Origin of the sequence: Chryseobacterium antibioticum, assembly GCF_012927325.1 — a bacterium.
Taxonomy (GTDB): Bacteria; Bacteroidota; Bacteroidia; order Flavobacteriales; family Weeksellaceae; genus Chryseobacterium; species Chryseobacterium antibioticum.
The window spans coordinates 18,012-42,965 of the sequence record NZ_JABBGI010000013.1 but is presented as its reverse complement, the minus strand read 5'-3'; the positions used below and the strand labels follow the sequence as shown (position 1 = coordinate 42,965).

At 36.7% G+C, this 24,954-nt stretch carries 29 protein-coding genes and 1 pseudogene; 19 read left to right on the top strand and 11 right to left on the bottom strand.

The window, feature by feature from the left end:
• Position 1: 1 nt before the first annotated feature.
• The 3 genes from HHL23_RS11445 (at position 2) to HHL23_RS11435 (ending at position 3,748) form a co-directional block, all read left to right on the top strand.
• Positions 2 to 805, top strand: coding sequence for a helix-turn-helix domain-containing protein (locus HHL23_RS11445; RefSeq protein ID WP_169234940.1), 804 nt, complete (start codon positions 2 to 4; stop codon positions 803 to 805).
• 66 nt (positions 806 to 871) lie between these two features.
• Positions 872 to 2,518 carry a serine hydrolase domain-containing protein gene (locus HHL23_RS11440; protein ID WP_169234939.1) on the top strand — a complete coding sequence of 549 codons (1,647 nt, stop codon included), beginning with the start codon at positions 872 to 874 and terminating at the stop codon, positions 2,516 to 2,518.
• A gap of 174 nt (positions 2,519 to 2,692) precedes the next feature.
• Entirely contained in the window at positions 2,693 to 3,748 is a 1,056-nt protein-coding gene (locus tag HHL23_RS11435; RefSeq protein ID WP_169234938.1) for a hypothetical protein, read from the top strand.
• Between the two features lies 1 nt (position 3,749).
• Here HHL23_RS11435 and rimM read toward each other — a convergent pair whose 3' ends face one another.
• The 5 genes from rimM to HHL23_RS11410 all read right to left on the bottom strand — a co-directional run bounded on the left by rimM (position 3,750) and on the right by HHL23_RS11410 (position 6,915).
• Positions 3,750 to 4,292, bottom strand: a complete 543-nt coding sequence (gene rimM, locus HHL23_RS11430) for a ribosome maturation factor RimM (RefSeq protein WP_169234937.1) — start codon at positions 4,290 to 4,292, stop codon at positions 3,750 to 3,752.
• Between the two features lie 12 nt (positions 4,293 to 4,304).
• Complete coding sequence (locus tag HHL23_RS11425; protein WP_169234936.1) at positions 4,305 to 4,868, bottom strand: 30S ribosomal protein S16; 564 nt, start codon at positions 4,866 to 4,868, stop codon at positions 4,305 to 4,307.
• 168 nt (positions 4,869 to 5,036) lie between these two features.
• Entirely contained in the window at positions 5,037 to 5,561 is a 525-nt protein-coding gene (locus HHL23_RS11420; protein WP_169234935.1) for a nitroreductase family protein, read from the bottom strand.
• 41 nt (positions 5,562 to 5,602) lie between these two features.
• On the bottom strand, positions 5,603 to 6,241 hold the full coding sequence (locus tag HHL23_RS11415) for a DoxX family membrane protein (RefSeq protein WP_169234934.1): 639 nt from the start codon (positions 6,239 to 6,241) through the stop codon (positions 5,603 to 5,605).
• Between the two features lie 224 nt (positions 6,242 to 6,465).
• Positions 6,466 to 6,915 carry a hypothetical protein gene (locus tag HHL23_RS11410; protein ID WP_169234933.1) on the bottom strand — a complete coding sequence of 150 codons (450 nt, stop codon included), beginning with the start codon at positions 6,913 to 6,915 and terminating at the stop codon, positions 6,466 to 6,468.
• 76 nt (positions 6,916 to 6,991) lie between these two features.
• On the opposite strand from HHL23_RS11410, the gene HHL23_RS11405 reads away from it, so the two are divergent.
• Positions 6,992 to 8,287 carry a M24 family metallopeptidase gene (locus HHL23_RS11405; RefSeq protein ID WP_169234932.1) on the top strand — a complete coding sequence of 432 codons (1,296 nt, stop codon included), beginning with the start codon at positions 6,992 to 6,994 and terminating at the stop codon, positions 8,285 to 8,287.
• Positions 8,288 to 8,383: 96 nt separating this feature from the next.
• Here the strand turns inward: HHL23_RS11405 and HHL23_RS11400 are convergent, their stop codons facing one another.
• Positions 8,384 to 8,914 (bottom strand): SRPBCC family protein, encoded by a 531-nt coding sequence (locus HHL23_RS11400; RefSeq protein WP_169234931.1) that lies wholly within the window; start codon positions 8,912 to 8,914, stop codon positions 8,384 to 8,386.
• 256 nt (positions 8,915 to 9,170) lie between these two features.
• Here HHL23_RS11400 and HHL23_RS11395 point away from each other — a divergent pair, with 256 nt between their 5' ends.
• From HHL23_RS11395 to HHL23_RS11380, 4 genes are all read left to right on the top strand, one after another.
• Positions 9,171 to 11,210: a M3 family metallopeptidase gene (locus tag HHL23_RS11395; RefSeq protein WP_169234930.1), complete on the top strand. Its 2,040-nt coding sequence runs from the start codon at positions 9,171 to 9,173 to the stop codon at positions 11,208 to 11,210.
• A gap of 178 nt (positions 11,211 to 11,388) precedes the next feature.
• The gene (locus tag HHL23_RS11390) at positions 11,389 to 11,841 is read left to right on the top strand and encodes a DUF5063 domain-containing protein (protein ID WP_169234929.1); all 453 of its coding nucleotides are present in this window, start codon (positions 11,389 to 11,391) and stop codon (positions 11,839 to 11,841) included.
• Between the two features lie 163 nt (positions 11,842 to 12,004).
• Complete coding sequence (locus HHL23_RS11385; protein WP_169234928.1) at positions 12,005 to 12,541, top strand: hypothetical protein; 537 nt, start codon at positions 12,005 to 12,007, stop codon at positions 12,539 to 12,541.
• A gap of 137 nt (positions 12,542 to 12,678) precedes the next feature.
• Positions 12,679 to 13,116 (top strand): DUF1801 domain-containing protein, encoded by a 438-nt coding sequence (locus HHL23_RS11380; RefSeq protein WP_169234927.1) that lies wholly within the window; start codon positions 12,679 to 12,681, stop codon positions 13,114 to 13,116.
• Positions 13,117 to 13,129: 13 nt separating this feature from the next.
• Here the strand turns inward: HHL23_RS11380 and HHL23_RS11375 are convergent, their stop codons facing one another.
• Positions 13,130 to 13,507, bottom strand: coding sequence for a winged helix-turn-helix transcriptional regulator (locus HHL23_RS11375; protein ID WP_169234926.1), 378 nt, complete (start codon positions 13,505 to 13,507; stop codon positions 13,130 to 13,132).
• 85 nt (positions 13,508 to 13,592) lie between these two features.
• Between HHL23_RS11375 and HHL23_RS11370 the strand changes: the two genes are divergently transcribed.
• Positions 13,593 to 14,417 carry an alpha/beta hydrolase gene (locus HHL23_RS11370; RefSeq protein ID WP_169234925.1) on the top strand — a complete coding sequence of 275 codons (825 nt, stop codon included), beginning with the start codon at positions 13,593 to 13,595 and terminating at the stop codon, positions 14,415 to 14,417.
• A 69-nt stretch (positions 14,418 to 14,486) separates the two neighbouring features.
• Here HHL23_RS11370 and HHL23_RS11365 read toward each other — a convergent pair whose 3' ends face one another.
• Complete coding sequence (locus HHL23_RS11365) at positions 14,487 to 14,870, bottom strand: winged helix-turn-helix transcriptional regulator (RefSeq protein WP_169234924.1); 384 nt, start codon at positions 14,868 to 14,870, stop codon at positions 14,487 to 14,489.
• A 99-nt stretch (positions 14,871 to 14,969) separates the two neighbouring features.
• On the opposite strand from HHL23_RS11365, the pseudogene HHL23_RS11360 reads away from it, so the two are divergent.
• The 8 genes and pseudogenes from HHL23_RS11360 to HHL23_RS11325 all read left to right on the top strand — a co-directional run bounded on the left by HHL23_RS11360 (position 14,970) and on the right by HHL23_RS11325 (position 20,972).
• Positions 14,970 to 15,624 (top strand): annotated as a pseudogene (locus HHL23_RS11360) (NAD(P)H-dependent oxidoreductase).
• A 161-nt stretch (positions 15,625 to 15,785) separates the two neighbouring features.
• Complete coding sequence (locus tag HHL23_RS11355) at positions 15,786 to 16,778, top strand: phosphotransferase enzyme family protein (protein ID WP_169234923.1); 993 nt, start codon at positions 15,786 to 15,788, stop codon at positions 16,776 to 16,778.
• Positions 16,779 to 16,805: 27 nt separating this feature from the next.
• Positions 16,806 to 17,615 carry a DUF4919 domain-containing protein gene (locus HHL23_RS11350; protein WP_169234922.1) on the top strand — a complete coding sequence of 270 codons (810 nt, stop codon included), beginning with the start codon at positions 16,806 to 16,808 and terminating at the stop codon, positions 17,613 to 17,615.
• 55 nt (positions 17,616 to 17,670) lie between these two features.
• Positions 17,671 to 18,792: a lactonase family protein gene (locus HHL23_RS11345; protein WP_194306300.1), complete on the top strand. Its 1,122-nt coding sequence runs from the start codon at positions 17,671 to 17,673 to the stop codon at positions 18,790 to 18,792.
• A 99-nt stretch (positions 18,793 to 18,891) separates the two neighbouring features.
• Positions 18,892 to 19,191, top strand: coding sequence for a hypothetical protein (locus tag HHL23_RS11340; protein WP_169234921.1), 300 nt, complete (start codon positions 18,892 to 18,894; stop codon positions 19,189 to 19,191).
• 141 nt (positions 19,192 to 19,332) lie between these two features.
• The gene (locus HHL23_RS11335) at positions 19,333 to 19,515 is read left to right on the top strand and encodes a hypothetical protein (protein ID WP_169234920.1); all 183 of its coding nucleotides are present in this window, start codon (positions 19,333 to 19,335) and stop codon (positions 19,513 to 19,515) included.
• A 9-nt stretch (positions 19,516 to 19,524) separates the two neighbouring features.
• Positions 19,525 to 19,725 (top strand): YqaE/Pmp3 family membrane protein, encoded by a 201-nt coding sequence (locus tag HHL23_RS11330; protein ID WP_194306299.1) that lies wholly within the window; start codon positions 19,525 to 19,527, stop codon positions 19,723 to 19,725.
• A gap of 170 nt (positions 19,726 to 19,895) precedes the next feature.
• Positions 19,896 to 20,972 (top strand): serine hydrolase domain-containing protein, encoded by a 1,077-nt coding sequence (locus tag HHL23_RS11325; protein WP_169234919.1) that lies wholly within the window; start codon positions 19,896 to 19,898, stop codon positions 20,970 to 20,972.
• Between the two features lie 3 nt (positions 20,973 to 20,975).
• On the opposite strand, the gene HHL23_RS11320 is transcribed toward HHL23_RS11325, so the two are convergent.
• Complete coding sequence (locus tag HHL23_RS11320; protein WP_169234918.1) at positions 20,976 to 22,379, bottom strand: MFS transporter; 1,404 nt, start codon at positions 22,377 to 22,379, stop codon at positions 20,976 to 20,978.
• 39 nt (positions 22,380 to 22,418) lie between these two features.
• Positions 22,419 to 22,982, bottom strand: a complete 564-nt coding sequence (locus HHL23_RS11315) for a TetR/AcrR family transcriptional regulator (protein WP_169234917.1) — start codon at positions 22,980 to 22,982, stop codon at positions 22,419 to 22,421.
• An 84-nt stretch (positions 22,983 to 23,066) separates the two neighbouring features.
• Here HHL23_RS11315 and HHL23_RS22750 point away from each other — a divergent pair, with 84 nt between their 5' ends.
• A complete protein-coding gene (locus HHL23_RS22750) occupies positions 23,067 to 23,201 on the top strand; it encodes a VOC family protein (protein WP_262889238.1) in 135 nt (44 codons plus the stop codon).
• 68 nt (positions 23,202 to 23,269) lie between these two features.
• Positions 23,270 to 23,908: a hypothetical protein gene (locus HHL23_RS11310; protein WP_228464721.1), complete on the top strand. Its 639-nt coding sequence runs from the start codon at positions 23,270 to 23,272 to the stop codon at positions 23,906 to 23,908.
• Positions 23,909 to 23,921: 13 nt separating this feature from the next.
• On the opposite strand, the gene HHL23_RS11305 is transcribed toward HHL23_RS11310, so the two are convergent.
• Positions 23,922 to 24,938: an NAD-dependent epimerase/dehydratase family protein gene (locus tag HHL23_RS11305; protein ID WP_169234916.1), complete on the bottom strand. Its 1,017-nt coding sequence runs from the start codon at positions 24,936 to 24,938 to the stop codon at positions 23,922 to 23,924.
• Between the last annotated feature and the right edge of the window lie 16 nt (positions 24,939 to 24,954).

Here is a 24,954-nt window from a genome sequence, read left to right as displayed (position 1 = left end):
TATGAAAAACCTCTATAATGGTGAATTTTTTGGACAGACTAATGAAACGCTTCGTTTTGATGGATTGACCATTACGGATACCGAATACACGCACCCTTTCGTCGACTGGCATTATCATGAAAATGCTTATTTCACTTTTATATTGCAGGGAAATATGAAAGAAGGCAACAAAAAAGAAATCTATGACTGTCCGGCAGGAACACTGCTCTATCACCACTGGGAAGATGCTCATTACAACATCAAACCGGATGTATTTACGAGAGGATTTCATCTTGAAGTGACTGAAAACTGGTTTGAGAAATTTCAGATTTCAAAAGACAGTATTGAAGGAAGCTTTAATTTGAAAAATCCAGCTTTAAAATTGTTGATGTATAAGATTTTCAGAGAAACAAAATTAAATGACCCTTCTTTTGAGCTATCTGTTCACGAGCTTTTGCTTAATATTTTCAGTGAATTATCAGATAAGGTTGAACACTCCGATAAAAAACCAGGTTGGGTGCGTAAGATTGATGAAATACTGCATGAAAATTTCACAGAAAAACTGAACCTGACAGATCTTTCTAAAACAATAGACATTCATCCGGTCCATCTAAGCCGGGACTTTCAGAAACATTTTCACTGCAGTTTAGGAGCGTATATCAGAAAACTGAAGATCAATAAATCTTTAACACTTCTCAATACTTACCCATCTTTGGCCGAAGTAGCCCTGGAATGTGGTTTTGCAGATCAAAGTCACTTCATCCGGTCGTTCAAAGAAAATACGGGCATTACTCCTTTGCGGTACAAAAACCTTCTGAAGAAATAATAATGTTAATTTCATTCTATTTTTTGTGAAGAGCAGTTCCTATTTTTGCTCAGATAAAATATTACAATGAAATCTATTCTAGTGTTTGTTTTGCTTCTTAGTTTTGGACTTTCTTCAGGCCAGTCAAAAAATGTTGCAGAGCCTAATGTTATCCTACAACCTATTCATAAAAAATACATCAACAAGATTATTTTTCTGGATAAAGTTATTGCTCCAGACCAGATAAAAGAATCGGATTTTCTCAAAACGATGGTCTTTCAGGAGGATAAAGATCTCGACATTCGTGTTTTTATGGACAATTCTCTGGTCAATTATTTACATCAGATCGATCCGTCTTTGTCCTCTGATGAATTGCTGAAAAAAGGAAATTATCAATTCAATTTCTATGTAGACGAGAAATTAATTTATACAGAAAATTTAAATACCGGAGCAGGACTACCGGAAGATAAAAAGAAGAAAACCACTTTAAGAATTCCATTATTAAGTTCAAAAAATGAGGATTCATGGGGGAAATATATGTGGATGAGATTTTATCTGGGTAATGGTGGAATTGATGCACTGGAAGAAGGGAATCATCTTTTAAAAATTGAAATCAAGCCCTACCTGAAAACGTCATCGTTAAAGGTTGGAAATACGATTGCAGCGGGTGAAATTCAGTTAAAGGTTCCTCATAAAAGTATTTCGGAGCAGCAAATTGCCATTCAAAAGATACAACCTGACAGCGGATGGAAAGTGTCTGATGAAAAATTTGATCAGGAAAAAATCAGGCTTTTAAATACGAAAATTGCAGAGAACAGGTTCAGAGATATCACCAGTATTGTTATCATCAAAAATGAAAAGCTTCTTCTGGAGGAATATTTCAGTCAGTCCGGAAGAGATTCATTGCAGGATACGCGTTCGGTTGGTAAATCCTTTGCCTCAGCTCTGATGGGTATCGCCATTAAAGATGGATATATTAAAAATGAAAACCTGATACTGAAAGAATTCTATGATCTGAAACCGTTCAAAAATTATTCTTCTCACAAAGACAGCATTACCATAAAAAGCCTTTTGACCATGAGTTCCGGCTTTGATGGCAATGATATGGATGAAGAATCTCCGGGAAATGAAGAAAATATGTATCCTACAGAAAATTGGGTGAAGTTTATCCTGGATCTACCGACCACCGAAAACAAACCTGGAAAAAGCTGGAGCTATTTCACTGCCGGTGTTGTACTGACAGGGGATATTTTAGATAAAAAAGTTCCTAAAGGCTTGCAAAACTATGCCGGAAAAAAGTTATTCCAACCTCTTGGAATTACGAATTACAAATGGCAGTTTACGCCACAACACAGGCCTTCTCTGGCTGGTGGACTTCGCATGAGAACGCTGGATTTTGCAAAATTCGGACAGCTCTATAAAAACAACGGAATGTGGAATGGTCAAAATATTATTGACAAAAATTGGGTAAAGAAATCTTTCACCAATTACTTCACAGACAATCCGGATTTTGAAGGATATGGCTATTTATTCTGGAGGAAAGTGTATAAAGTAGGCAATCAAAATTTTGAAGCGTATCAATCCAGTGGAAACGGAGGAAATAAAATTATTATTTTCACAGAAATTCCTGTTGTGATTGTCATTACAGCTAAAGCCTACAACAGACCTTATGCCCATTTACAGGCAGATAAAATAGTTGAGGAATATCTTCTGCCGGCTGTTCACAATAAGTAATGAGCAATCGTAATGAATAATAAATAATGAGTGATTAATGATAGTCACTCATTTTTTTTTGTGAAGTCTTTGTTATTGAGGTATTTTATATTTTTTAATATCCTATTTAAGCAGAACAGGAATTTCCGGATACGAATGAATAGGTAAAAAATGTATCTTTATTAAAAATAACCCATGAGGATTTCACTTATACTGTCACTTTTCGTTTTATCATCATGCTACAGTCCCAAAACTGATGTAGAAGAAGACAAACATCCTGAGATCCCAGAATTTCCCCATTTTTCAGATAAAACCATTGTTTTAGAAAAGGTCATGGAGCTTCCGCTTTCACAGAAGGACAACTGCAGGTATCTGGTTAAAGATAATTACCTGTTTGTTTATAATTTCCCGCTCACAGATTCTTACCAAAACAGCACCAACATGATTTTTATAATGACTGAAGGCAAGCTGGCCATTTTTGAGCATTGGAAAAACAGACCGAATATCAACAATCTTGCTTTCGTGGATACAGCCGGTAATCTATATGCTAATAACCGGAAATATCTGGCTCCGGATTTCCGTTACAAACAAATTCTTCCTATATATGATCTCAATGATGTCAGCAAGAAATATGAGCATCTTCTTCATGTGGGAGAGCCTGAAAAAGATTCTGTATTATTGAGAAAAATAGCTGATGAGCAGGCTGTTCTTCAAAAAAACATTTTGAAGAAAGCAGATCAGATCCTGCTGATCCCGGAAGATGTAAACTCCGAAATTTTGAATTACGCGGCTTATGATGACAATTACTTGGTTAATCCTAATCAGAAAAAGGCCTACTTCGTATCTTCAAATCTTCTGGGATCTCTGAAAAAAACTTCTGAAAAATTTTCTGAAGAAAGTGATTCTTTGTATATAGAACTTCGCCATAAGATAAAACTGTCTCAGGAAGAGAACAATTTTTCACCCAAAATCCGTAAAGAGTACAGAGATACTATATCGTTTAGCGTAAAGGATAAAATTGTTTCCGGAAACCAATGGTTCAGCACAGGAAATCATTTTGTAGCTTCTTTCGGATATAATCCGGTTTATATGTATTATTATGATGTAAAACTCGGTGACAAAACGGTTTCCACCAAAGAAGACCATACGAAAATAGTCGCTTCTGAGCCTATAAAGACCAAAACGGGGAAATATTTTTTAGTAAGTAATATGAAAGAGGGGAAATTTCAGGTCTATTATCTGAAAAACTAGATTATTCGTCTTTTTTAGAGGACACTAAAAAAACGTCGATAAGTCCTTCCGGAAGTTGCATTTTAATAAACCGTTCTTCTCTGTCCACTTCAAGAATCCAGTCTTTGATGATAGGAATCACTACTTCTTTTCCATCCAGGTTGGTAACGAAATAGTTTTGGGCAGTCTGGTCGTTTACAGATCTTATCACACCGCATTCTTTATCATTTTGATCAAGAATATCGAAACCGATGATCTCATGATAGTAAAACTGTTTTCCGGAAAGTTTCGGAAGTGTAGTAAGCGGTAAGTAAACGCTTTTCCCTAAAGATTGGTCTACCAGTGTTTCAGAAGAGTTTTTAAAGGCAAGGTTCAGAGCATCATTTTTGCTCCAAGCTGATCTTTCAATAAAAAATGGAACCAATAATCCGTTGATTTCAACGAATATTGATTCCAATTTATTGTAAAGCTCGGGTTGATCGGTATCCAGTTTAAGGATAACATTTCCCGCAAGGCCATGTCTGCGTGTGATTTTTCCTAGTAAATAGCAATCTTCTTTACGCATACAGGTTTATTATTAAGCTTCAGTGTTTTCTTCAGTTTCAGCAGCAGGAGCTTCTCCTTCTGTAGCTTCCACAACTTCCTCAGCAGGTGCGTTAGCAGCTTCTTCAGCAGCTTTAGCATCAGCTTCAACTTGTGCAGCAGCAGCAATTCTAGCTTCGTTTACTTTAGCTTCAGCGTCTAAAGCAGCTTTCTTAGAATCAGCTTGAGCTTTAGTTAAACCTTCTACTTTACCTTGTACTTTTTGTTCTTTAGATTCTACCCAAGCACTGAATCTTTTTTCAGCTTCAGCCTCGTCAAAAGCACCTTTAGCAACTCCACCTTGTAAGTGTTTTTTGTAAAGAGCACCTTTGTAAGAAAGGATTGCTTTTGCAGTATCAGTTGGCTGAGCACCGTTGTTTAACCACTTTACAGCAGCGTCAACGTTCAAATCGATAGTTGCAGGGTTAGTAATTGGGTTGTAAGTTCCTAGTTTCTCGATGAATCTACCATCTCTTCTTGCTCTAGAATCTGCAACCACGATGTGGAAAAAAGGCTTACCTTTTTTACCGTGTCTTTGTAATCTGATTTTTACTGACATAATGTTGTGAATTTTATGGGAACTCGTCCCAGTTAAATATTTAAGAGTGCAAAGATATATAAAAAATATTATCCGACAATTATTAAATGTAACAATTTACCGATCTGGTGATGTAATCGTGTTTTGATCTTCTTGAACGAAGAATTCACTGGTAAACTGTCCAGCTGATCAATTGTTATACTGGTCTACACTTCCCATATAGAAAAGTCCCAGACATTTCTGGTTTTCTTCAATGGTCAGAGAGTCTTTAAGGTGATTGACAAGACCGGGAGAACTCCAATAGCAGCCTACATTATTGGTGGTACAGGTAAGATACATATTCTGAACGGCCATAGAAACGGCAGCGATCTCTTCCCATTCCGGAACCATACCACTGAAGTTGACTGTAATAGAAATGACAGCATTTGCTTTATTGATTTTAAAACCAATATCCTGATATTTTTTCTCTAAAAAAGTCTGCTCAGATTGTGTAGCCTTGTAAATAGCCTGCATTTCTGAAGCTAGTGCCGCTTTTTCTTCCCCTCTGAAAGTTTTAAAACGCCATGGTTTTGTGCGCTTATGATTCGGGGCTAATGTCGCTGAATGGAGTATTTCATCTATAATTTCCTGAGCTATTTCAGTTTCAGAATAATCTTTCGGGAATATACTTCTTCTCTGCTCTATGATTTCTTTTAAAATTTCCGCTTTATTCATGCTGCAAATTTACGATATGTAATTGAATGCATTACATTGATTTAAGCCTGATTTTTCAACAATACGCTTCGGTTTTTATATACTTTATAATGAGTGAATACCAATGTGAGGACAATGATCATCACGCATCCTCTCGAAATCCATCGCTCTACACCTTGAGATACAGACCCTGGAAATGATAAGAAGAGAAGACAAACTGTGTAAATGAGTCCAGCATTGATCCAGGAACGGCCCGGATCCGGGTATGCTTTTACGACCATCGTCTGATTATACCCAAGGATAGGAAACAGTTTATGATGATCCCAGATCAGCAGTATGATAACAGCCATCATCATCAGAGAAGTGATGATCCATGTTCCGGTAAAGGAAAGGCTTATGGTAATGATCCATATATTACTTAATATCGCTAAAAACATAAGAGCTCCAGGAAGGGCAAACCGCTGTGTCATCAGTAAAATTCCTGCCACAACCTGGGAAAGTCCTAAAAAATTCCAGTAAAATCCCGTCTGATACATGGCTTCAAAGAAATACCCTATCGGTGTATCCGTTGAAAGAGCCGTAAATCTATTTCCCATTAATTTTGTCAGCCCGGAAGGGAAAAATGCAAATCCTATTAAATATCGTAAGTGAATCATCACCCATTGATTCAATCTATTGGTTCGTAATTTTTCAAATGTCATAGTTGTACGGATTGCGGGGTTATTGGGTTTGAGAGTTTGAGAGTTTTAGAGTTTTAGAGTTTTAGAGTTTTAGAGTTTAGAGTTTAGAGTAGATGAATGTTTTAGTTGTTGATTGCTAAGTTTACCGTAAAATTCTTTATTCTTTATTCTTTATTCTTTATTCTTTATTCTTTATTCTTTATTCTTTATTCTTTATTCTTTATTCTTTATTCTCTTCTCCACAATCAAATCACCTCCACAATCTCCTGATGGATATTATTCAAGGTGAAAGCATCTCCGGATTTCATTCCCATCATCTTTTTAGCCATGGGGCTTTCCGGAGAGATGGCATAAAAACGGTCTCCTTCAAAAAAGAACTCTCCCAATGAAACTGAAATATAGAAACGGGCTTTGTTGGTGATCACCAAAGAACCCAGCTGTATCTTTTCTGTGGAATTATTCAGAACCTTGGACATATTTCGGTTAAGATCATTCAAAGCTCCCAGCTGGCGCTGCATCTGGTAGATCTCCTCCTGCATCTCCTCTCTCATACTGTCATACTTTGGGGTCTTTTTAATATCACGACTTGCTTCCAGGGTAAACTCTATGAAATTTTTAAGTTTTTCTATTTTCTCAGAGATAACTGTTTTGACATAATTTCTTATATCACTTTTCACAAATACGATCTTCTCCATAAATCTAATCTTTACATAAAGATAATAATTTTTTAAAATAATAATTGATATTTTCGTTCTTCATAAAAACAAACCAATGATTCACAATTTATACTTTTCTGAAGAACAAATTAAGATACGGAGAGAACAGGTCGGTTCTCAATGGAATACTGTACTCAACGCCCAAGATGCTGTCCTGATCCATTCAGGACATCCTATACAAAAACCGGGAGGGCTTGATTCCACGTATCCTTTTCTGCCTCATCCGGCTTATTTCTGGCTTACTTTAAGAAGACGTGAAACTGAAGTTGTATTATACAGCAAAGATCTTGGATGGATTGAATTCCATAAAGAAATTTCCAATGAGGAGATCTTTTGGGAGGGAGAAAAAAATGACGTCCTTGTCTCCTCTCCCGGAAAAAACATCAATACTCTCGAAAGATTTTTGGAAAGTCAGCATTTTTCGAAGGTTTTTCATTTGGGACAGGCAAAAGATTCTTCACCTGAGGCTTTTGAACTGAGAACTTTATTAGACCAAACAAGGCGAAAAAAAGATGCAGCAGAGGTCCGTTTTATCAGACACATTGCAGAATTAGCCAACGCCGGATATCAGAAAATAGCTTCCGTTTTGAAACCGGGAATGACGGAAAGGGAACTTCAGATCGCATATGAGTCTGAAATTTTCAGAAAAGGCGCCGACACGGTTCCTTATGAAACCATTGTGGGTAGCGGAAGTAATGCCGCAATTCTGCATGCACTGCCTTCTCAAAAGATCATCAAAGAAAATGAATTTGTCCTGGTGGATGCAGGCGCTGATATTTTTGATTACTGTGTAGATGTTACCAGAACGTTTTATTCCTCGGGAGAAATGTCTTCTCAGCACAAAGATCTCTACTCTATCGTATTAAAAGCTTATCATGAATGTGTCGCCATGTCAAAAGCAGGGGTTTTATGGAGAGATGTTCACATCCATTCGGCTAAAGTCATTACAGAAGGCTTACTGCAGCTTGGTCTGTTAAAAGGAAATCTTAGTGACCTGATCGAAAAGGAAATTGTTTCCCTTTTCTATTCTCACGGCGTGGGACATCTGGTAGGATTGAGAGTGCGTGATACGGGACAGGATGAAAATATTAATCCGCAGACGTATTTCGGAGCGAGATTGAGGGTTGACCTTGAACTTGAAGAGAATCATCTTATCACTGTGGAACCTGGTTGTTATTTCATGCCCGCTATCCTCGAAAGTGCCTATCAGCAGAAGAAATTCCATGATGATATCAACTGGACGGAACTTAAAAAATGGTATGACATCGGCGGAGTTCGTATTGAAGATAATATCCTGATCAAGAAAGACGGCAATGAGAATCTTACCCGCTGTATTGCTAAAACAGAATAGCAGAAGCTGATTAAACTTGAATTCCCGCAGATTTTTTTGATTCTTGAAAAAATGCACAAAAAAAAGCCTTGTATTTTCTACAAGGCTTATATTTTTTTACTTTTCGCAAAGCTTTTTAAGGTCTCCCAGCCCTTGATCAAATACCTTTTTCATATTCATATCCATCATAGGTTTCATGATTTTCATTATTGCAGTCAGTTCATAATCTATTGACCAGGTGACTTTTGTTCCGTTTCCTTCTGGAGCCAAAACAAAGGACGCTTTAGCATCACTTTCAAAAGGTTTGATAAAATGAAGCTTAGTTACTAATTTGTCATTGGGTACACTTTCTGTAATAGATTGCTCACCCTCTCCTACTTTGTCATTGCCTTTCCAGTGGTAAGAATCTCCTACCTTATCTCCGGCTCCGGAATAGGTGATCACAATATCTTTATCAGCTTTGGAAAATGGATCCCAGACATTGTATTCTTTTAATGAACCTACATGCTGCCATACTTTTTCTTTTGGTGCATTGATGACTACTGATTTTTCAAAGTGGTAATTCTTACTGAAAACCAGCATTGCAATCACGGCGTATACTACAGCTAAAAGGATGATTACGCCAAGAATTTTTAAGAGTGTTTTCATAGTTTTGATATTTTGAGTTACTTGTTTTATTTTTCAACCCTAAAAGCTTGAAATACTTGAGCAATCTCATTGTTCAGTCTTTTGTGGTTTATTATTTTCAAAATTAGTCATTCCACCCTCCTCGCCTCTTTTCATATGACAAGATTATTAAAGATAAAGCATTTTTGTCACATCTTGATATTGGGGCATTATTTTTGCGCATTTCAGCTGTGATTCTCAATGAATCATTAAATTTACGTTACCTAAAAATCGAACAATGAATATTTTAACAGAGAAATTTACCACACCATATCACGCAGCACCTTTCAACGGTATTAAAAATGAAGATTTCCTTCCTGCATTCCAGGAACTGATCAAAAAATCTGAAGATGAAATTAATGCTATTGTTAACAATTCTGAGGCACCAACCTATGAAAATGTCATCGAAGTATTGGCTTACTCAGGAGAACAGCTTGATGTGGTTTCCAATATTTTTTTCAATTTAAATTCTGCAGAAACAAGCGACGAGATCCAAAAGCTGGCTCAGGAAGTTTCTCCACTTTTAACGGAATATTCGTCAAAGATCTCTCAAAATGAAGCCCTTTTCAGCAAAATCAAAAAAGTATACGACGAAAAAGAGCACTATACCCTGAATGAAGAACAACAAATGCTTTTGAACGAAACCTATAAAGGTTTTGTCAGAAGTGGTGCCCTTCTAAATGAGGAAGACAAAGAAAAACTACAGAAGATCAATATGGATCTTTCTTTAAAATCTCTGCAGTTCGGACAGAATGTGTTAGCATCTACCAATGCTTATTTCAAACATATCACGAATAAAGAAGATCTGGCAGGAATTCCGGAGGCTATCCTTGACCAATATGCCGAAGAAGCTAAAGAAAGAGAACTTGAAGGTTGGGTTGTTACCTTGCAGTATCCAAGCTATATTCCCTTCATGACGTATGCTGAAAACCGTGAATTGAGAAAGGAAATTGCTCTGGCGAGCGGTAAAAAATCTTTTGATGGTGGAGAATTTGACAATCAGGAACTGATTAAGGAACTTCTACAATTAAAACAACAAAAAGCAGAATTATTAGGCTATCAAAACTATGCAGATTATGTTCTGGAAGAAAGAATGGCTAAATCTCCGGGGAAAGTTTTTGACTTTTTAAATGAACTTTTAACGAAAGCGAAACCTTACGCAGACAAGGAGATTGAGGAATTAAAATCTTTGGCTAAAGCAGACGGAATCGAAGAACTGCAGGGTTATGATCATACTTTCTATGCCGAAAAACTCCGCAAACAGAAATATGACTTTAATGATGAAGAACTGAAGCCTTATTTCCCACTGGATCAGGTACAGGATGCTGTTTTCGGGCTGGCTGGAAAACTTTTTGGACTTCATTTTGAGGAGAGAAATGATATTCCGAAATACCATGAGGATGTAAAGGTGTATGAAGTGTCTGAGACGGAAATCGGGAAGGCTGAAGATGGAAGCTTCAAAGCTTTGCTTTATGTAGATTATTTCCCGAGAAAAGGTAAAAGAGCCGGAGCCTGGATGACCAGCTATAAAAATCAGTATAAAAAAGACGACGAAAACTTCCGTCCACATATTTCTATCGTTTGTAATTTCAGCAAACCAACAAAAGATACACCGAGCTTACTGACTTTCCAGGAAGTGACGACTTTATTTCATGAATTCGGGCATGCGCTTCACGGGATGATGGCGGATACGCAATACCCAAGTCTTTCCGGAACTTCTGTGAAGTGGGATTTTGTAGAACTGCCTTCTCAGTTTCTGGAGAATTTCTGCTACGAGCCTGAATTTTTAAAGACATTTGCCAAACATTATAAAACCGGAGAGGTGCTTCCGGATGAAAAGATCGAAAAGATAGAGCAATCCAAAAACTTTATGGAAGGCTATCAAACGATGAGACAGCTTGGTTTCGGACTTCTGGATATGAACTACCATACGAAAGTGGCAGAACTGGAAGGTGAAAGCGTGAAAGCGTTTGAGGATAAGTACACAAAAGCAACAACGCTTTATCCTATCAATCCGGAAACGGCGATGAGTCCTAGTTTCTCCCATATTTTCCAGGGTGGATATTCTGCGGGTTACTATTCTTACAAATGGGCTGAAGTTCTGGATGCAGATGCGTTCCAGTATTTTAAGGAAACCGGAATTTTCAATCCGGAAACTGCTGCCAAATACAAAGTACTGCTTTCTTCAGGCGGAACAAAAGATCCGATGGAACTGTATAAAAGCTTCAGAGGAAGTGAACCTAAAGTGGAGAGCTTGCTGAAGAGAGCGTTTGGGTAATTCTGAGTTTTATCTGAAGACTTAAGTCCTTTAGAAATCTAAAGGACTTTTATTCTCTTTTTCTTTAAATCCTTAATATGCATACCGTTATGAAGCTTCTATCTCTTAGTAATTCCTATACATATCTAATATTTGCTCCATTTTCTGTTAGCAGATATTTTACACCAACAATATTGCAATGACAGAGTTAATTCCTACAATAAACGAAATTATTAAGTATGGACTTCAACCCAACTTGAAAGTCAATGACAAAGAAAAATTGCTGGAACAACAGCTTGTGAAAATTTACAAGTTTTATTTTGACATAGAATACACATTTGACGAAGCAAATTATCCAGACTTTGACAAATCACAACTTCCGGACATCAGGCACAATGTTGCAACTAATTTTGAACATTTTGGTTTGTACAAAACAGTCCTTGACATCAACGATATTAGCAATCAAAAGGACAACGGAATTGGTGGTGCCATTGACGACTTGAGCGATATAATCACGGACCTTTTACAAATCAAATGGCGAATTGAAAACAATAGCTGGGCTGATGGACTTTGGTATTTCCAACTTATTTTTCACGGACATACGCGACAACACATCCTTGATCTTTTAAACTATATGAAACAAAAAAAGTAAGTTACATTGGCGACTTTGACTACATCAAAGCTGTCTATTGATGAACAAGAATCATGGAATTACTAAGTTGAAATTTTCTCTATTTTTATAATAAAGTAGTAAAAATACAACGACTGACAGTAAGCGACAATATGCTATACAACATTTTATTAAATATGAGCTCATGAAAATATATATCCAATTTTTTGTTTTACTCGCAATATTAATAAGTTGTAAGAATAAAAATAATCTTGAGAATGTGAAAATTAAAAATACTGCAATTGAATTTGAACAAATAAAATTCTCAGATATTAAGAAAATCGAAAAAACAAATAACGGAATTCAGTATACAAAACCATTTAATATTGGTTTGTCAAAAGAATATTTTCCAGATTTAGACCAGTATGAATTTGATCAACCTTTAATTTTTCGGAGAGATACAGCAAATTTAGATACAGAAGTTTCTTATTTTTTCACTAAAAATGACAGTATTGTTCGTTTAATTGAATATAGCTGGAATCAAGACGAAACAAAGACTCCATTTATTGATAAGTTGTATAAATTTAATAAAAATAATATCTCTAAAAAGCTATCGAAAAAAGGCGAAGAAAAAAGCGAAAAAATCGATTATGGTGGCAGAAAATTGTTAGGTGGGACAATGATTCTACCCATATATATAGTTTCATTTTTGGAGTTGATGAAGGTCAAAGAACAAGGATAATCGTAAGATTCAAAAAATGAAGAATTTGACGTACAACATAATCTTGACAAAACGTAAGTTAAAGGTTTAAATTGAACTTTTTTATATATTTAACCGCTCTATTTCTCCGGTATTTGCAAGTAAACAGCCTAAAATTTATGAACATACAAGAACAAATCATAGAATATATAACCAGCCAGCCTGAGCCCAAACGCAGCGATATGCAAGAGCTGCACCGCATCATTCTGGAAATTGGGCCGGAATGTAAATTATGGTTTCTGGATGGTAAAAACAGTGAAGGCAAAACAGTTTCTAATCCTAATATCGGATATGGGTTCCAAACCCTACCATATGCCGGTGGAAAAACCAGGGGATTTTATCAAATTGGAATCAGTGCCAACACAACCGGAATCTCTGTCTATATTCTCAGCATTGCCGATAAGACCTATCTATCCCAAACGTATGGAGATAAAATAGGAAAAGCAAGCGTGACCGGGTATTGTATTAAGTTCAAAACGCTCAAAGATATTAACCTTGATATATTTGAAGCAGCCATACGGGATGGGTTTAAAGCGCAAAACGGAAAAGTGAACTAACCAAGTAATTCAACTAAGCCATCGGACAAGCCGAAATTTCTTTACCCTCAGCATACGTTTTCCCCCAGTCGCAGAGACTTTCTAAAATAGGAATTAAATCCAGACCTTTATTAGTCAAAACATATTGAATCCCAACAGGAACAGTTTCAGGAATTTCTTTTTTGACAATGACGGCATGAGTTTCCAGTTCTTTGAGTTGACGGCCTAAAACCTGTTCAGAAATATTCGGTAATTCCTTTTTCAGCAAATGAAACCTATTGTTCCCTTGTGAAATGGAATACACAATTTGCGACTTCCAGCGTCCGCTGATCATGGCAACCGCTGAGTTGAGCTCACAGACCTGAAACAAAAACTGTTCATTAACCGCATTGGTGGAATTTTCTTTACGCATAACTATTATTTTTAAAGGCTCACAATTTTGTTCGTTATTGTACACAACAAAATACTTGCTGAATTTTGCAATAAAAATACGCAATATGAACAAGGCAATAAGCATCATGATCGGATTACTAACAACCATTTCGTTAAAAGCGCAGGAAAAATGGATGATAAAATCTGAATATCTGGCCCCATCGGACACCGTTCTGGTTTTTAAGCCAAAAGCATATAATGAAAAAGAAAAATTCCCTTTGGTTTATCTTTTACACGGTTATAGCGAAAATTACAAACAATGGTCGCAAACAACAGACTTACAAAAATTAGCTGACCAATATGGTTTTATCATCGTTACACCAGACGGTTTTACCTCTTATTACATCAACAGCCCAACAAATAAAAACTCGCAGTATGAAGATTTTTTCTTCAAAGAACTAGTTCCGAAAGTACATCGTTCATTTAATATTGATGATAAAAATGTTTTTATCAGCGGTCTAAGTATGGGTGGTTACGGAGCATTACGGTATTTTATTGTACACCCGGACTATTTCAATACAGCAGGTTCTACAAGCGGAGCTCTTGAAGTTGATTATCCGAATTTCCAGAAAGTAAGTCAACACTTTTGGCAAAACAATAGATTGATTGATGATTTAACAGCCAATATAGGCAATCCAAAAACGGCAAATTGGAGCCAGTACAGCATATCCACCCTTTTGAAACAACATCCGGATTTTAAGAAAGCCTTTATCTTTGACTGCGGAACGGAGGATATTTTATATTCAAATTCTGCCAAACTGAAACAGCAAACCGACGGTCTTAAAATTCCTGTAACTTTTACCAGTCAACCGGGTGATCATAATACGGAATACTGGAATAAATCAATAGAACATCATTTTGTATATTTCCAACAACATCTGAAAAAATAAGGGCTGAAGCCATATATGTAGCCGTCTATTGACATAGGAAAGCAATAGATTTAAATGTAAAATTTTATTCTATTCTTTTTCAAAAGCATGGATAAACTCCCCTTTTTCAGTGACAATCTGGTTTCCCCATTCCGTGATCGCATCTAAAACAGGAATAAAAGTTTTCCCAAGATCAGTGAGGCTGTACACCACTTTAATGGGCGGTTTTTCACCAAATACTTTCCTGGATACCAAACCGTCTTTTTCCAATTGCTTCAATTGTAAACTCAGGGTCATCTCGGTAACTGTCGGCAGTTCTTTACGAAGTTCGTTATATCTTTTAGACCCCTCTTTCAAGTGGTAAAGGATAACAGCTTTCCATTTTCCTCCTACCAAATCCATAGTAAGACTTACAGTACAAGGGTAGATTTTGCCTTCCAATTTCACGTGATCACCAATGCATTCTGTTTTCATTTCAATTTTATTTAGCCTATCTGTTTAGATAGTTATTGCAAATGTAGTGTACTAAAAATAATTTTGTAACTCAATAAATTATAGTACAAATTCAAAAATATGAAAATACTGATCATCCTTGCTCATCCTGAAAAAAAAAGTTTCAATGCAGCTCTGTTTAATACGGCAATCAAAAGTCTGGAAGAAGCTGGTCACGAGGTTAAAACCACTGATTTATATCAGGAAAATTATCAGCCTGTAAGTGGAAAAGGCAACTTTACCCAATTAGAAAATCCAAATTACTTCAAACAGCAGAATGAAGAATTATTTGCTGTACAACAATCTACATTGATGCCGGACATCGTCTCGGAACAGGAAAAGATTGAATGGTGCGAAATCATGATCTGGCAATTTCCATTGTATTGGTTTTCGGTTCCGGCAATTCTAAAAGGTTGGATCGACAAGGTTTTTACCATGGGGAAATTTTATGACAATGGAAAATTTTATGACAATGGTTTTTCAACGGGGAAAAAAAGCAATGCTGTCTGTGACAACCGGCGGACCTCAAAAAAATTATGTGGAGGACAAATACGGTGATATCAACTCAATTCTATTTCCAATACATCGTGGCATTCTGGAATTTCTTGGCTTCTCAGTTTTACAGCCGGAAATCACTTATTCCGTAGAAAGGCTTACGGATGAAGAGAGAAAAACACTATTGGATCGTTGGTCAAAAAGATTAATGAATATTGAACAGGAAATCATGAGAAATTAAGAATAGATAAAGATTGTCCATCAATTGTATTCACAAAATACGGGGTTAAAATTTGAATCGAAAAAAGGTTACTTTATTTAGTTTTTTTGTATTTTCACGGCAGTAAAAAAGCTTTCTAAAGCATCCTTTACGATAGCAACTAATGACAACGTAAAACACGAATGACAGAGAAATTTCCGGTAATACACAGTACACTTTCACCTAATGTACTCAGCCAGTTTATTCAACAACAATATCATCTGAGCAACCAAACGGAATGTAAACTATTCCGGGCAGCCATGAACCATCTTTACATCGTTACAGATGGGGAAGAAAAATATGTTTTCCGGGTGTACACTTGTGATTGGAGAACAAAATCAGAAATAGAGGAAGAATTAAGACTTTTAACCCATTTAAAAGAAAATAACAGGCCGGTTGCTTATCCAATAGCAGACCAATCGAATGAATACATTCAGGAAATTAATGCACCGGAGGGAAAAAGATTCGGGGTCTTATTTTCGTATGCAAAGGGGACAAAAACTGCAAAATTTTCACCTGAAACCAGTTTTCTGATAGGTCAGGAATTAGCCAGAGTTCATCAATCAACAGAAAATTTCACGCTCAACAGAATCACCTATGATCCCAAAATTTTACTTTCAGATGCTATTTTGAGGACCAAAGATTTTTTCAGGAATACCACAGATGAAATTATTTTTTTAGAAAAATTGTCCGGTTTTTTAGCTCTCAAATTTGATACAATCAGCAAACCATCACTGCGATATGGCGCCGTACATCTCGATGTTTGGTTTGACAATATGCACCTAGATCATGAAAAAGAGGTCACTTTTTTTGACTTTGATTTTAGTGGCAACGGTGTTTTATGTCTAGACATTTCATACTTCTTATATCAATTATTCTCTACCAACCTCAATGAAAATGAGTATCAGATAAAAGCAGACAGCTTTTTAAAAGGATATGTAACAGTTACTGAAATAAGCCAGGAAGAAAAAGATTTTTTACCTTTCGCCTGTTTAGCCATCATGACGTACTACATCAGTATCCAATGTGACAGATTTGAGTATTGGACGAATATTTTCCTAAATGAAGACCATTTAAAAAGAATGGTGGGAAATCTGCAACGATGGATGACTTACCATAAAATTGATATTGAATAATATAAAACAGCAAAACTGACTCTCAAAATGACTAAAAACTATTACCTCACCTTTTTTATTGTATTTCTATTCAACCTGAGTTTTGGACAGGCTCCCCCGTTACCTCCAACTCCTGAAGAAGTAAAAAATTACGGTTCCAAAAATAATCCTGATGGAAATTCTGCTGTTAAAGTGATAGAGGTAAAAAGCAAAGCCAATAATAAAGCGGAAGCTCCAAAAAGTACTATTCCAAAATTTAAGACCTCCATTGATGAATCAACCCGGAAGAATTCCATTTATTATTTCAAAAATATTGAAGCTCAAATAGCGAAACTAGACACCTTGCTCACTGAGGAACAAATCATCAGCCTTACCAAATACAAAATACATACGAATGCAATACATCCAAAGTATTTGGACAGTTTAGCCAATAAAGCATACCAACTCAACGAAAATAAAAATTATACTGAAGCCATTGAAACAGCAAAAAAAATACTTATTCAAAGCCCCAACAACATCACCGCCCACAAAGAATTGTCTTATGCGTACAAGCGTCTTGATCAGAATAATGCATCCCAACTTCATTTTTCAATGATGGTGAAAATAATCAATTCGGTTCTGAAATATGGAGATGGAAGTCGCCAGGCTCCCTATATTCTCAATAATTTTTTTGAAGGATTATCTATTTATGAAGCCAAATTCGGATGCTTCCCCAAAAAGGTAACCTTACTTCTGACCACCGAAAAAAAGCTTTTAGGAGGCTACGATTGTTTTCATATTATGCGTTTTTCAGATTTGACCCACTGGCTGCCATCCCTGGAAGAAGAAGATTATAAAACAGAACAGTCAAAAAGATAAGCCTTTATCAAACTCACTCTCCAAATACCACCACTCTATAAAAAACTAAATAAAATTGAAGAAAATAGTAAGCCTGATCGCCCTGATTTTAATCTGTATCAATGTATATTCACAAAATACCTATGTATTTTTTGGATCATTCAACCGGGATAAAACAACCGAGGGAATTTATGTCTATAAGCTGGATACCATCAAAGGGAAATTATCCAAGGTAACATCAGTGAAAGGAATTTTAAACCCTTCATTTCTCACTTTATCCCCCAATGGGAAATATGTATTAGCCTGTACAGAAAGTAAAACGCCCAATGCCGGAAGTATCAGCAGTTTTAAATTCAACCCCAAAGATGAAACGCTTACTTTTATAAACAGTCAGAAAAGTGGTGGCGAAAACCCGGTGTATGTGAGCGTTCACAGAAATGGTCAATGGGTAGTGAATGCCAATTACACAGAAGGCAGCGCTTCCATATATCCTCTTTCTGAAGATGGAACCCTACATCCTGCGGTACAGAATTTTCAGTTTTCCGAGGGAAGTATCAATGAAGACAGGCAGGACAGATCCCATATTCATGCTGCTGTATTTTCACCGGACTTCACTCATGTATTCTTACCAGATCTGGGGGCAGATAAAATCAGATCTTATACGTTTGAAACTGATAAAGCGGAGCCTATGCAAGCCGCGAAACCACCGTACATACCTACCACTTTAGGAGGTGGACCAAGGCATTTTACCTTTCATCCCAATGGAAAATTCGCCTACAGTATTGAAGAATTATCAGGAACGGTCAATGCATATCAGTATGAAAATTCTACGCTGAAAAGCATTCAAAGAATCAATACGCATACGGACCAATACAAAGAAAATTTTGAAAGTTCCGACATTCACATTTCACCGGATGGACGGTTTTTATATGCTTCCAATCGTGGTGTCGAAAATAATATAGCCATTTTCTCCATTCTTGGAGACGGAACCTTAAAAAATGTGGGATACCAGTCAATTTTAGGGAAACACGCAAGAGTATTTGACATCGATGAGTCCGGAAAGTTTTTAATCATAGCCAACGGCGGGAGTGGAACTATTGTTGTATTCAAACGTGATGCTACAACCGGTTTATTAAAAAAAGTAGGGAGAAAAGTAAAAATTAAAAATGCTTCCTGTGTGAAAATCAGAAAGTACTAAAAAATATTGCGCTCTTGCTTCAGCCACTTTCTTTTACAGACATTTCAATCGCAAACTAATAGGAAATCCTGTCACGCAAATTTAAAAACTATACCATTAATGGGTTTCGAGTACAAAATAACAGCAAAATTTACCGAGAAACAGATTATTAAAATTCAGTATTTATTTGAAAATGATAAAACGTTTGACAAAAAATATGAGTTTAACAATAAAACATTCTGGGATTTCAGGCAGCCCGGAAACAATGGAACAATGCCGAATATCAGCATTATCTTTGAGAATGATGGAATGTACATCTGCCAATACAGTTCTTCCTATGTATGGAAAGACCTCGACCTATTGAAAACATACATCGAAAACGAAAATATTGAATATGAAATCATTGACTATCAGGACTGATAATGATGAAAACAAAATCTATCTCTGAATATTATTAACATTACTTTTCATATTCATTACCAGCAAACAGTTGAATCAGAAAATGAAAAAATGACTTTCTCTCTGGCTTAATCAACATTTTTTAATAATTTTGACTTTATCATGACGACCGTTGAACAGCTTTATGAAACCCTAGACCAACGCAGACGCCCGGAAGACGTCGCGGAAATGATTGCTGAGTTATTGGAGGATCAACTGATTAAGCATGAACATTCCATTTTGGAGAAAGCAGCCAAATGCTCTCTGAAAAGAAGTGTATTTAAAGTTAAAAACCATAAAAATTAAAATATAATCATGTTACTAGCTATCTTACTCCCTTTTCTTTCCTTCATGTTCCGCGGGAAAATTTTAACCGGAATTATCTGTCTAATTTTACAAATCACAGTCATTGGCTGGCTTCCTGCTGCGATCTGGGCTGCTTTATCTTTAAACAATGCAAGAGCAGACCGACGTAATGATAAACTGATCCGGGCCATGAAACAAAATCAAAGATAAAACATGATCAACTACGGCTGCAACTATCCATTTCCACAAATAAAAACAGGATTGTAAAGTCCTGCAGAAAATAATAAATGATCACATCGGTCATTTTTTTTACTCAATCACTATAAAGCATAACATAGTAATAGTAAATATTCATATCTTTGCATAACAAAACAATAATTATGACGACTCAAAAACTTTTAACAGCCCTTCTATTTCTATTATTTTTCTCCGGAAATAGTCATGCTCAAACCTATGAGAAGAAAATAGACAGTCTTATCCTTAGCGGATTCGGCAATCAAAATGAGCCTGGAGGCGCATTTCTGGTCTCAAAAAATGGAAAAACGATGTACCGTAAAGCTTTTGGGAAAGCCAATCTCGAGCTGGATGTCAATATGACACCGGACCATGTTTTCCAGATCGGGTCTATGACCAAGCAGTTTACCGCTGTAGCTGTTTTGATACTGGAACAGCAGGGAAAACTAAATGTCAATGATCCTCTTTCAAAATACATAAAAGATTATCCTTCCGGTGATAAAATCACTATACACCATTTGTTGACCCATACTTCAGGAATCAAAGATTTTACAAAAATGAAAGCTTTATCCACCATTGCACAGAAAGAAATGAAACCCGAAATGATGGTGGACTTCTTCAAAAACGAACCTGTAGATTTTGCTCCCGGAGAAAAATTTGAATATAACAATTCGGGATATGTGGTATTAGGTCATATTATTGAGCTGGTTTCAGGACAGACGTATGAAGATTTCATCAAAAAAAATATTTTCGAAAAAGCCGGTATGAGCCACTCTTATTATGCCACCGACCGACAACTTATTCCCAAAAGAGCTTACGGTTACCATCAGAAAGAACATGGATTTGTCAATAAAACCGTCATCAGTTTCAGTGTTCCTTTCTCATCCGGTTCCCTGATGTCTACAGTTGATGATCTCGTGAAATGGCAACAAGCTTTAAACCAGAACATACTGCTCAATACATCTGAAACGAAAAAAGCCTTTCAGAAATATAAGCTGAACAGTGGCGAGGAATTTACTTATGGATACGGATGGCACCTCAAAGATATCAATGGTACTCCGGACAGGGAGCACGGCGGAAGTATTTTCGGGTTTAAAAGTATGGGCGTGTATATTCCTTCTGAGGATATTTACGTTATAGGACTCAGCAACTGTGACTGCCACTCACCCACGGAGATCACAAGAAACATCGCAAAATTGACATTGCAGTCCGTAAAAAAATAATCACTACATCTTCCTTTTTGGAAGTATACTTTCCGGAACCTTTACCATAGAAAATAAAACAATAAAAAGACAAATTATATTGACGGCCAAAGCGATTGAAAAAGCAGTATGATAATGCTGTGGTGAAGGCTTTACTCCAAGGAAATGATAAAAAACACTTCCCACTGCAATAATTCCTACGATAGCAGCTACCTGCTGAAAAGTGTTGTAAACTCCTGAAGCATTTCCCGCCAGCTTTTGCGGCAGTCCGGACAGCGCAATCGTAGCCAGCGAGGGAATAATAGAACCTACGCCAATTCCGTGAAAAAACAGCAACAGACAAAGCATGAAAAAGGGAGTTTCCTTATTAAATAAAAAGATTTGCAGCATAAGAACGGTCATGATAAGGACCAATCCACTCACTAAAAATTTTTTACCATACCGTAAAATGAATTTCGATGAAAACAAGGAAGCCAGAATAAAACCAAGTCCCTGGAAAACAATAATTTCTCCGGCAGCCAAGGCCCCGATCTGCAGTCCATCCTGAAAAAACAGTGACAGAATATAAAAGTAAGAATCCAGCATAATAAAGAAAAAAGAAACCGCCAGAATTCCCAGATTGAAATTGGTATAGTTGAATAATGTAAAGTCAATCAGATAAGATTTTCCACACTTCAACCTCATCTTTTGAATTTTGACAAAATAAACTAAAATACCTGCTGATAGTAAGACCAACAGTATACTTTTCATCTGAATTCCCTGATGTTCAGACATAGTGAGGGCATACGTAAAACAGAACAGTCCGGCCGCCAGCACAATAACTCCGAAGAAATCAAAGGTATTTTTCCCAACTGTCATTTTAGATTCAGTTAAGATTCTTTTGCTGAAAAATAAAGCCAGCATACAGATTGGAATATTGATCAGAAAAATAAGTCTCCAGGATTCCTCCATCACGGTCAATGATGAAAAATAACCACCCAGAAACTGCCCTAAAATGGTACCCAGCCCGATTGTTATTCCATACCATCCCATTGCTTTTGTTCTTTCTTCATGTCCTGTAAATAAAATCTGTATCATCGACAGGACCTGCGGAGCCATAAGCGCCGCACTGATTCCCTGAATAAACCTTGAGATGACGAGCAGAGCTGCACCGGACGAAACTCCACAAGCCACAGAGCTCAGCATAAAAAATACCAACCCGGTCATGAAGATCTTTTTTCGCCCGTACATATCCCCTAACCTTCCGCCTGTAATCAGAAATGAAGCAAAACCAATCAGATAAGACGCAATCATCAATTGCATTTCTCCATTGGAAGCATGAAGGTCACGCTGAATGGATGGGATGGACACATTGATAATGAAAATATCCATAATAGTCAGGAGCTGACCGGATAATATCACCATCAATTTTAAATATTTATTATTCATTTTTATATAGATATATCTATATATTATTTAGTAAAAAAATTAAGGCAGCTGCACCTCAATCATTTTTTGAATCTGATCAAAAGAATCTGCATTTTTATTGATGGTAGAACTTACTACAGCTCCTTCTATCAATAGAAAAATACTTTCTGTGGTTAAATCAGCATCAAACTCTTTTTTACTTTCTGCATATCCGTTGACCAGTGTTCTGATCATTTCTTTCTGTTTACCTTTGTGTTTTTTTACAAAATCAGAAACCACAGGACTGCTGTCTCCCACTTCGGCACTAATTTTAATGAAATGACAGCCTCCAAATTTTGAGGATTTCTGCAACTTTTTACGGTAATCTAGTAAAGAGAGGATTTTTTGTTTGGGTTCCGAAATTTTAGCAGAATGTTCTTCAAACCCCTTGAACCATTCTGTCTCTTCTTTGATCAGATAAGCCTGAAGAAGATCATTTTTGGAAGTGAAGTGGTTGTACAGCGATCCTATGGCAATATCTGCTTCAGCAATAATCTGGTTAATACCGGTTGAATTGAACCCCTGTCTGTAAAACAGATCTGAAGCCACCCTGATGATCCTTTCCTGTACTTTTTCTTTTTTCATCCCGAAAATTTTTACAAAGATATATAAAAAATAGATAAGTCTATCTATTTTAAAACAGAAAGCATCGATGAATCGCTGAGTAAAGTGCTTCAGAATGGAGGAAAGATCCTCTATCCGAAAAAAATCAATGAAAAATATGGTTTCGCAGTAGCTGAATTTGAAGATTCTGAAGGAAACAGAATGGCACTTCATGAAACCGTCAAAACAATTAATAATTGATCGCATAACATTTTCAGTTATAGTCCCTACATATTTTGTATCTTTAGTTACCACTTTACAAATAAATCATGTGGTACAAAGCAATGGCAGAAGAACTGTATTTCATCAAAACCAATCCCAATATTGCCAAAATCAATTTGTACAATAAACTCTGCCGCGAAGAGGAAGGCGTTATCGTCTTCCTTCATGATGATGCCAAAGTGAGTCTTGAGATCATTAAAAATAAGGTGAAAGATTCTGTAGACCATCTTTCCAAAGAAGAACTCTCAAGTATTTTTACCTGGTTCACCAGTACCTTTCCAACAGACAGTGAAGAGGCTAAAACCCAGCTTTTCATCCATGGAATTGATCTTTTTTACGAAATCCCGAAAAAAGAAAACGTACAGCTATTTCAGGACATTCTTTCAGATTATGAAAATTATTCAAAACAGAATCTGGATTTTATGGTGGATGCTCAACATTTCAACCAGTTTTTGGTCTACGGTCTGTTTTTCACGGACATTGCCCTGGAAAAAAAAGGAAGCTGCACCGTGCTTTCCCATTATTTGAAAACAGATTACCCTGCTCTATATGCTCTCGCAGAAGATCAGTTCCGCACAAAAGGTTCTGAGCAGCATAATCATCTCGACCTGCAGCATTATTTCGGGGAGCTTTATGACCTTACCAAATACTATAAAGGAACAATTATCAAGCTTCATACCTTATAAAAAAGAGGCTTTTTCAAGCCCCCAGAATATTTTTATTTTTCATCAGGTAAGCCAGTGCTTCGGTTACCGCCAGCTCGGGACTTTTAGGATCAAATCCCAATTCATTTCTGGCTTTGGAAATGTCGAAATTCTGCTGCAGTCCGGAAAACATGGCAATATCTTTCCTTGTGAGCAAAGGAGGTTTTCCGCTTAGTTTAGCAGTCAGCTCCATCATCCCTGCAATAGCATACAGCAATGGTTTTGGGACAGCACTAGGCACTTTCAAATTCAATTCGGGATAAAGTTTAGCGGCCAAAGCAGTCGTATCTGTAATCGTCATGCATTCTTCATTCGCCAAAATATAGCGTTCCCCTGAACGTCCTTTTTGAGCCGCTAAGTAACATCCTTTGGCAACATCCTTTACATCGATCCAATTCAGAGTAATTTTTGTATCTACCGGAATTTCTTTGTTCAGAATCAGTTTCAGGATATGATAAGAGACATTCAGTGGAAAAAAAGCTTCACTTCCGATCATGGCAGCAGGCATCACGGAAACCAGTTCAATACCCAGTTCTTGTGCCAATTCGAAAGCCAGTTTTTCGCCATCATTTTTAGAATTGTAATACATATCTCTCCTATCCGGATTATAACCCCCACTTTCGTTTGCCGGAAGTTTTGTATAATTCAAAGCAGCGATGGAACTTACATAAACGATCTTCTTTACGCCTGCTTCGGCCGCAGCTTCAATGGTATTACGGGTACCGTTGATATTAACGTCATAAATTTCTTTTTTGGGATCTTTCGCCCACAATTTAAAAGAAGCGCCTACGGCATAAAATGTTTCTACGCCCTGCAATGCTTTAACAAAGGAAGCTTTATCTGTGATATCAGCCTGTACGATTTCGCAGTTCAGCCCTTCAAAAGGTTTTGTATTGTTTTTATTTCTTATAGCAGCCCGTACAGGAATACCTTCTTTCAATAAAAGTCTTACCAGATTATTTCCCAAATGTCCGTTGGCCCCGGAAACGAGGCTCAGATTATTCTTTGTCATTCCATTGATTTTAATA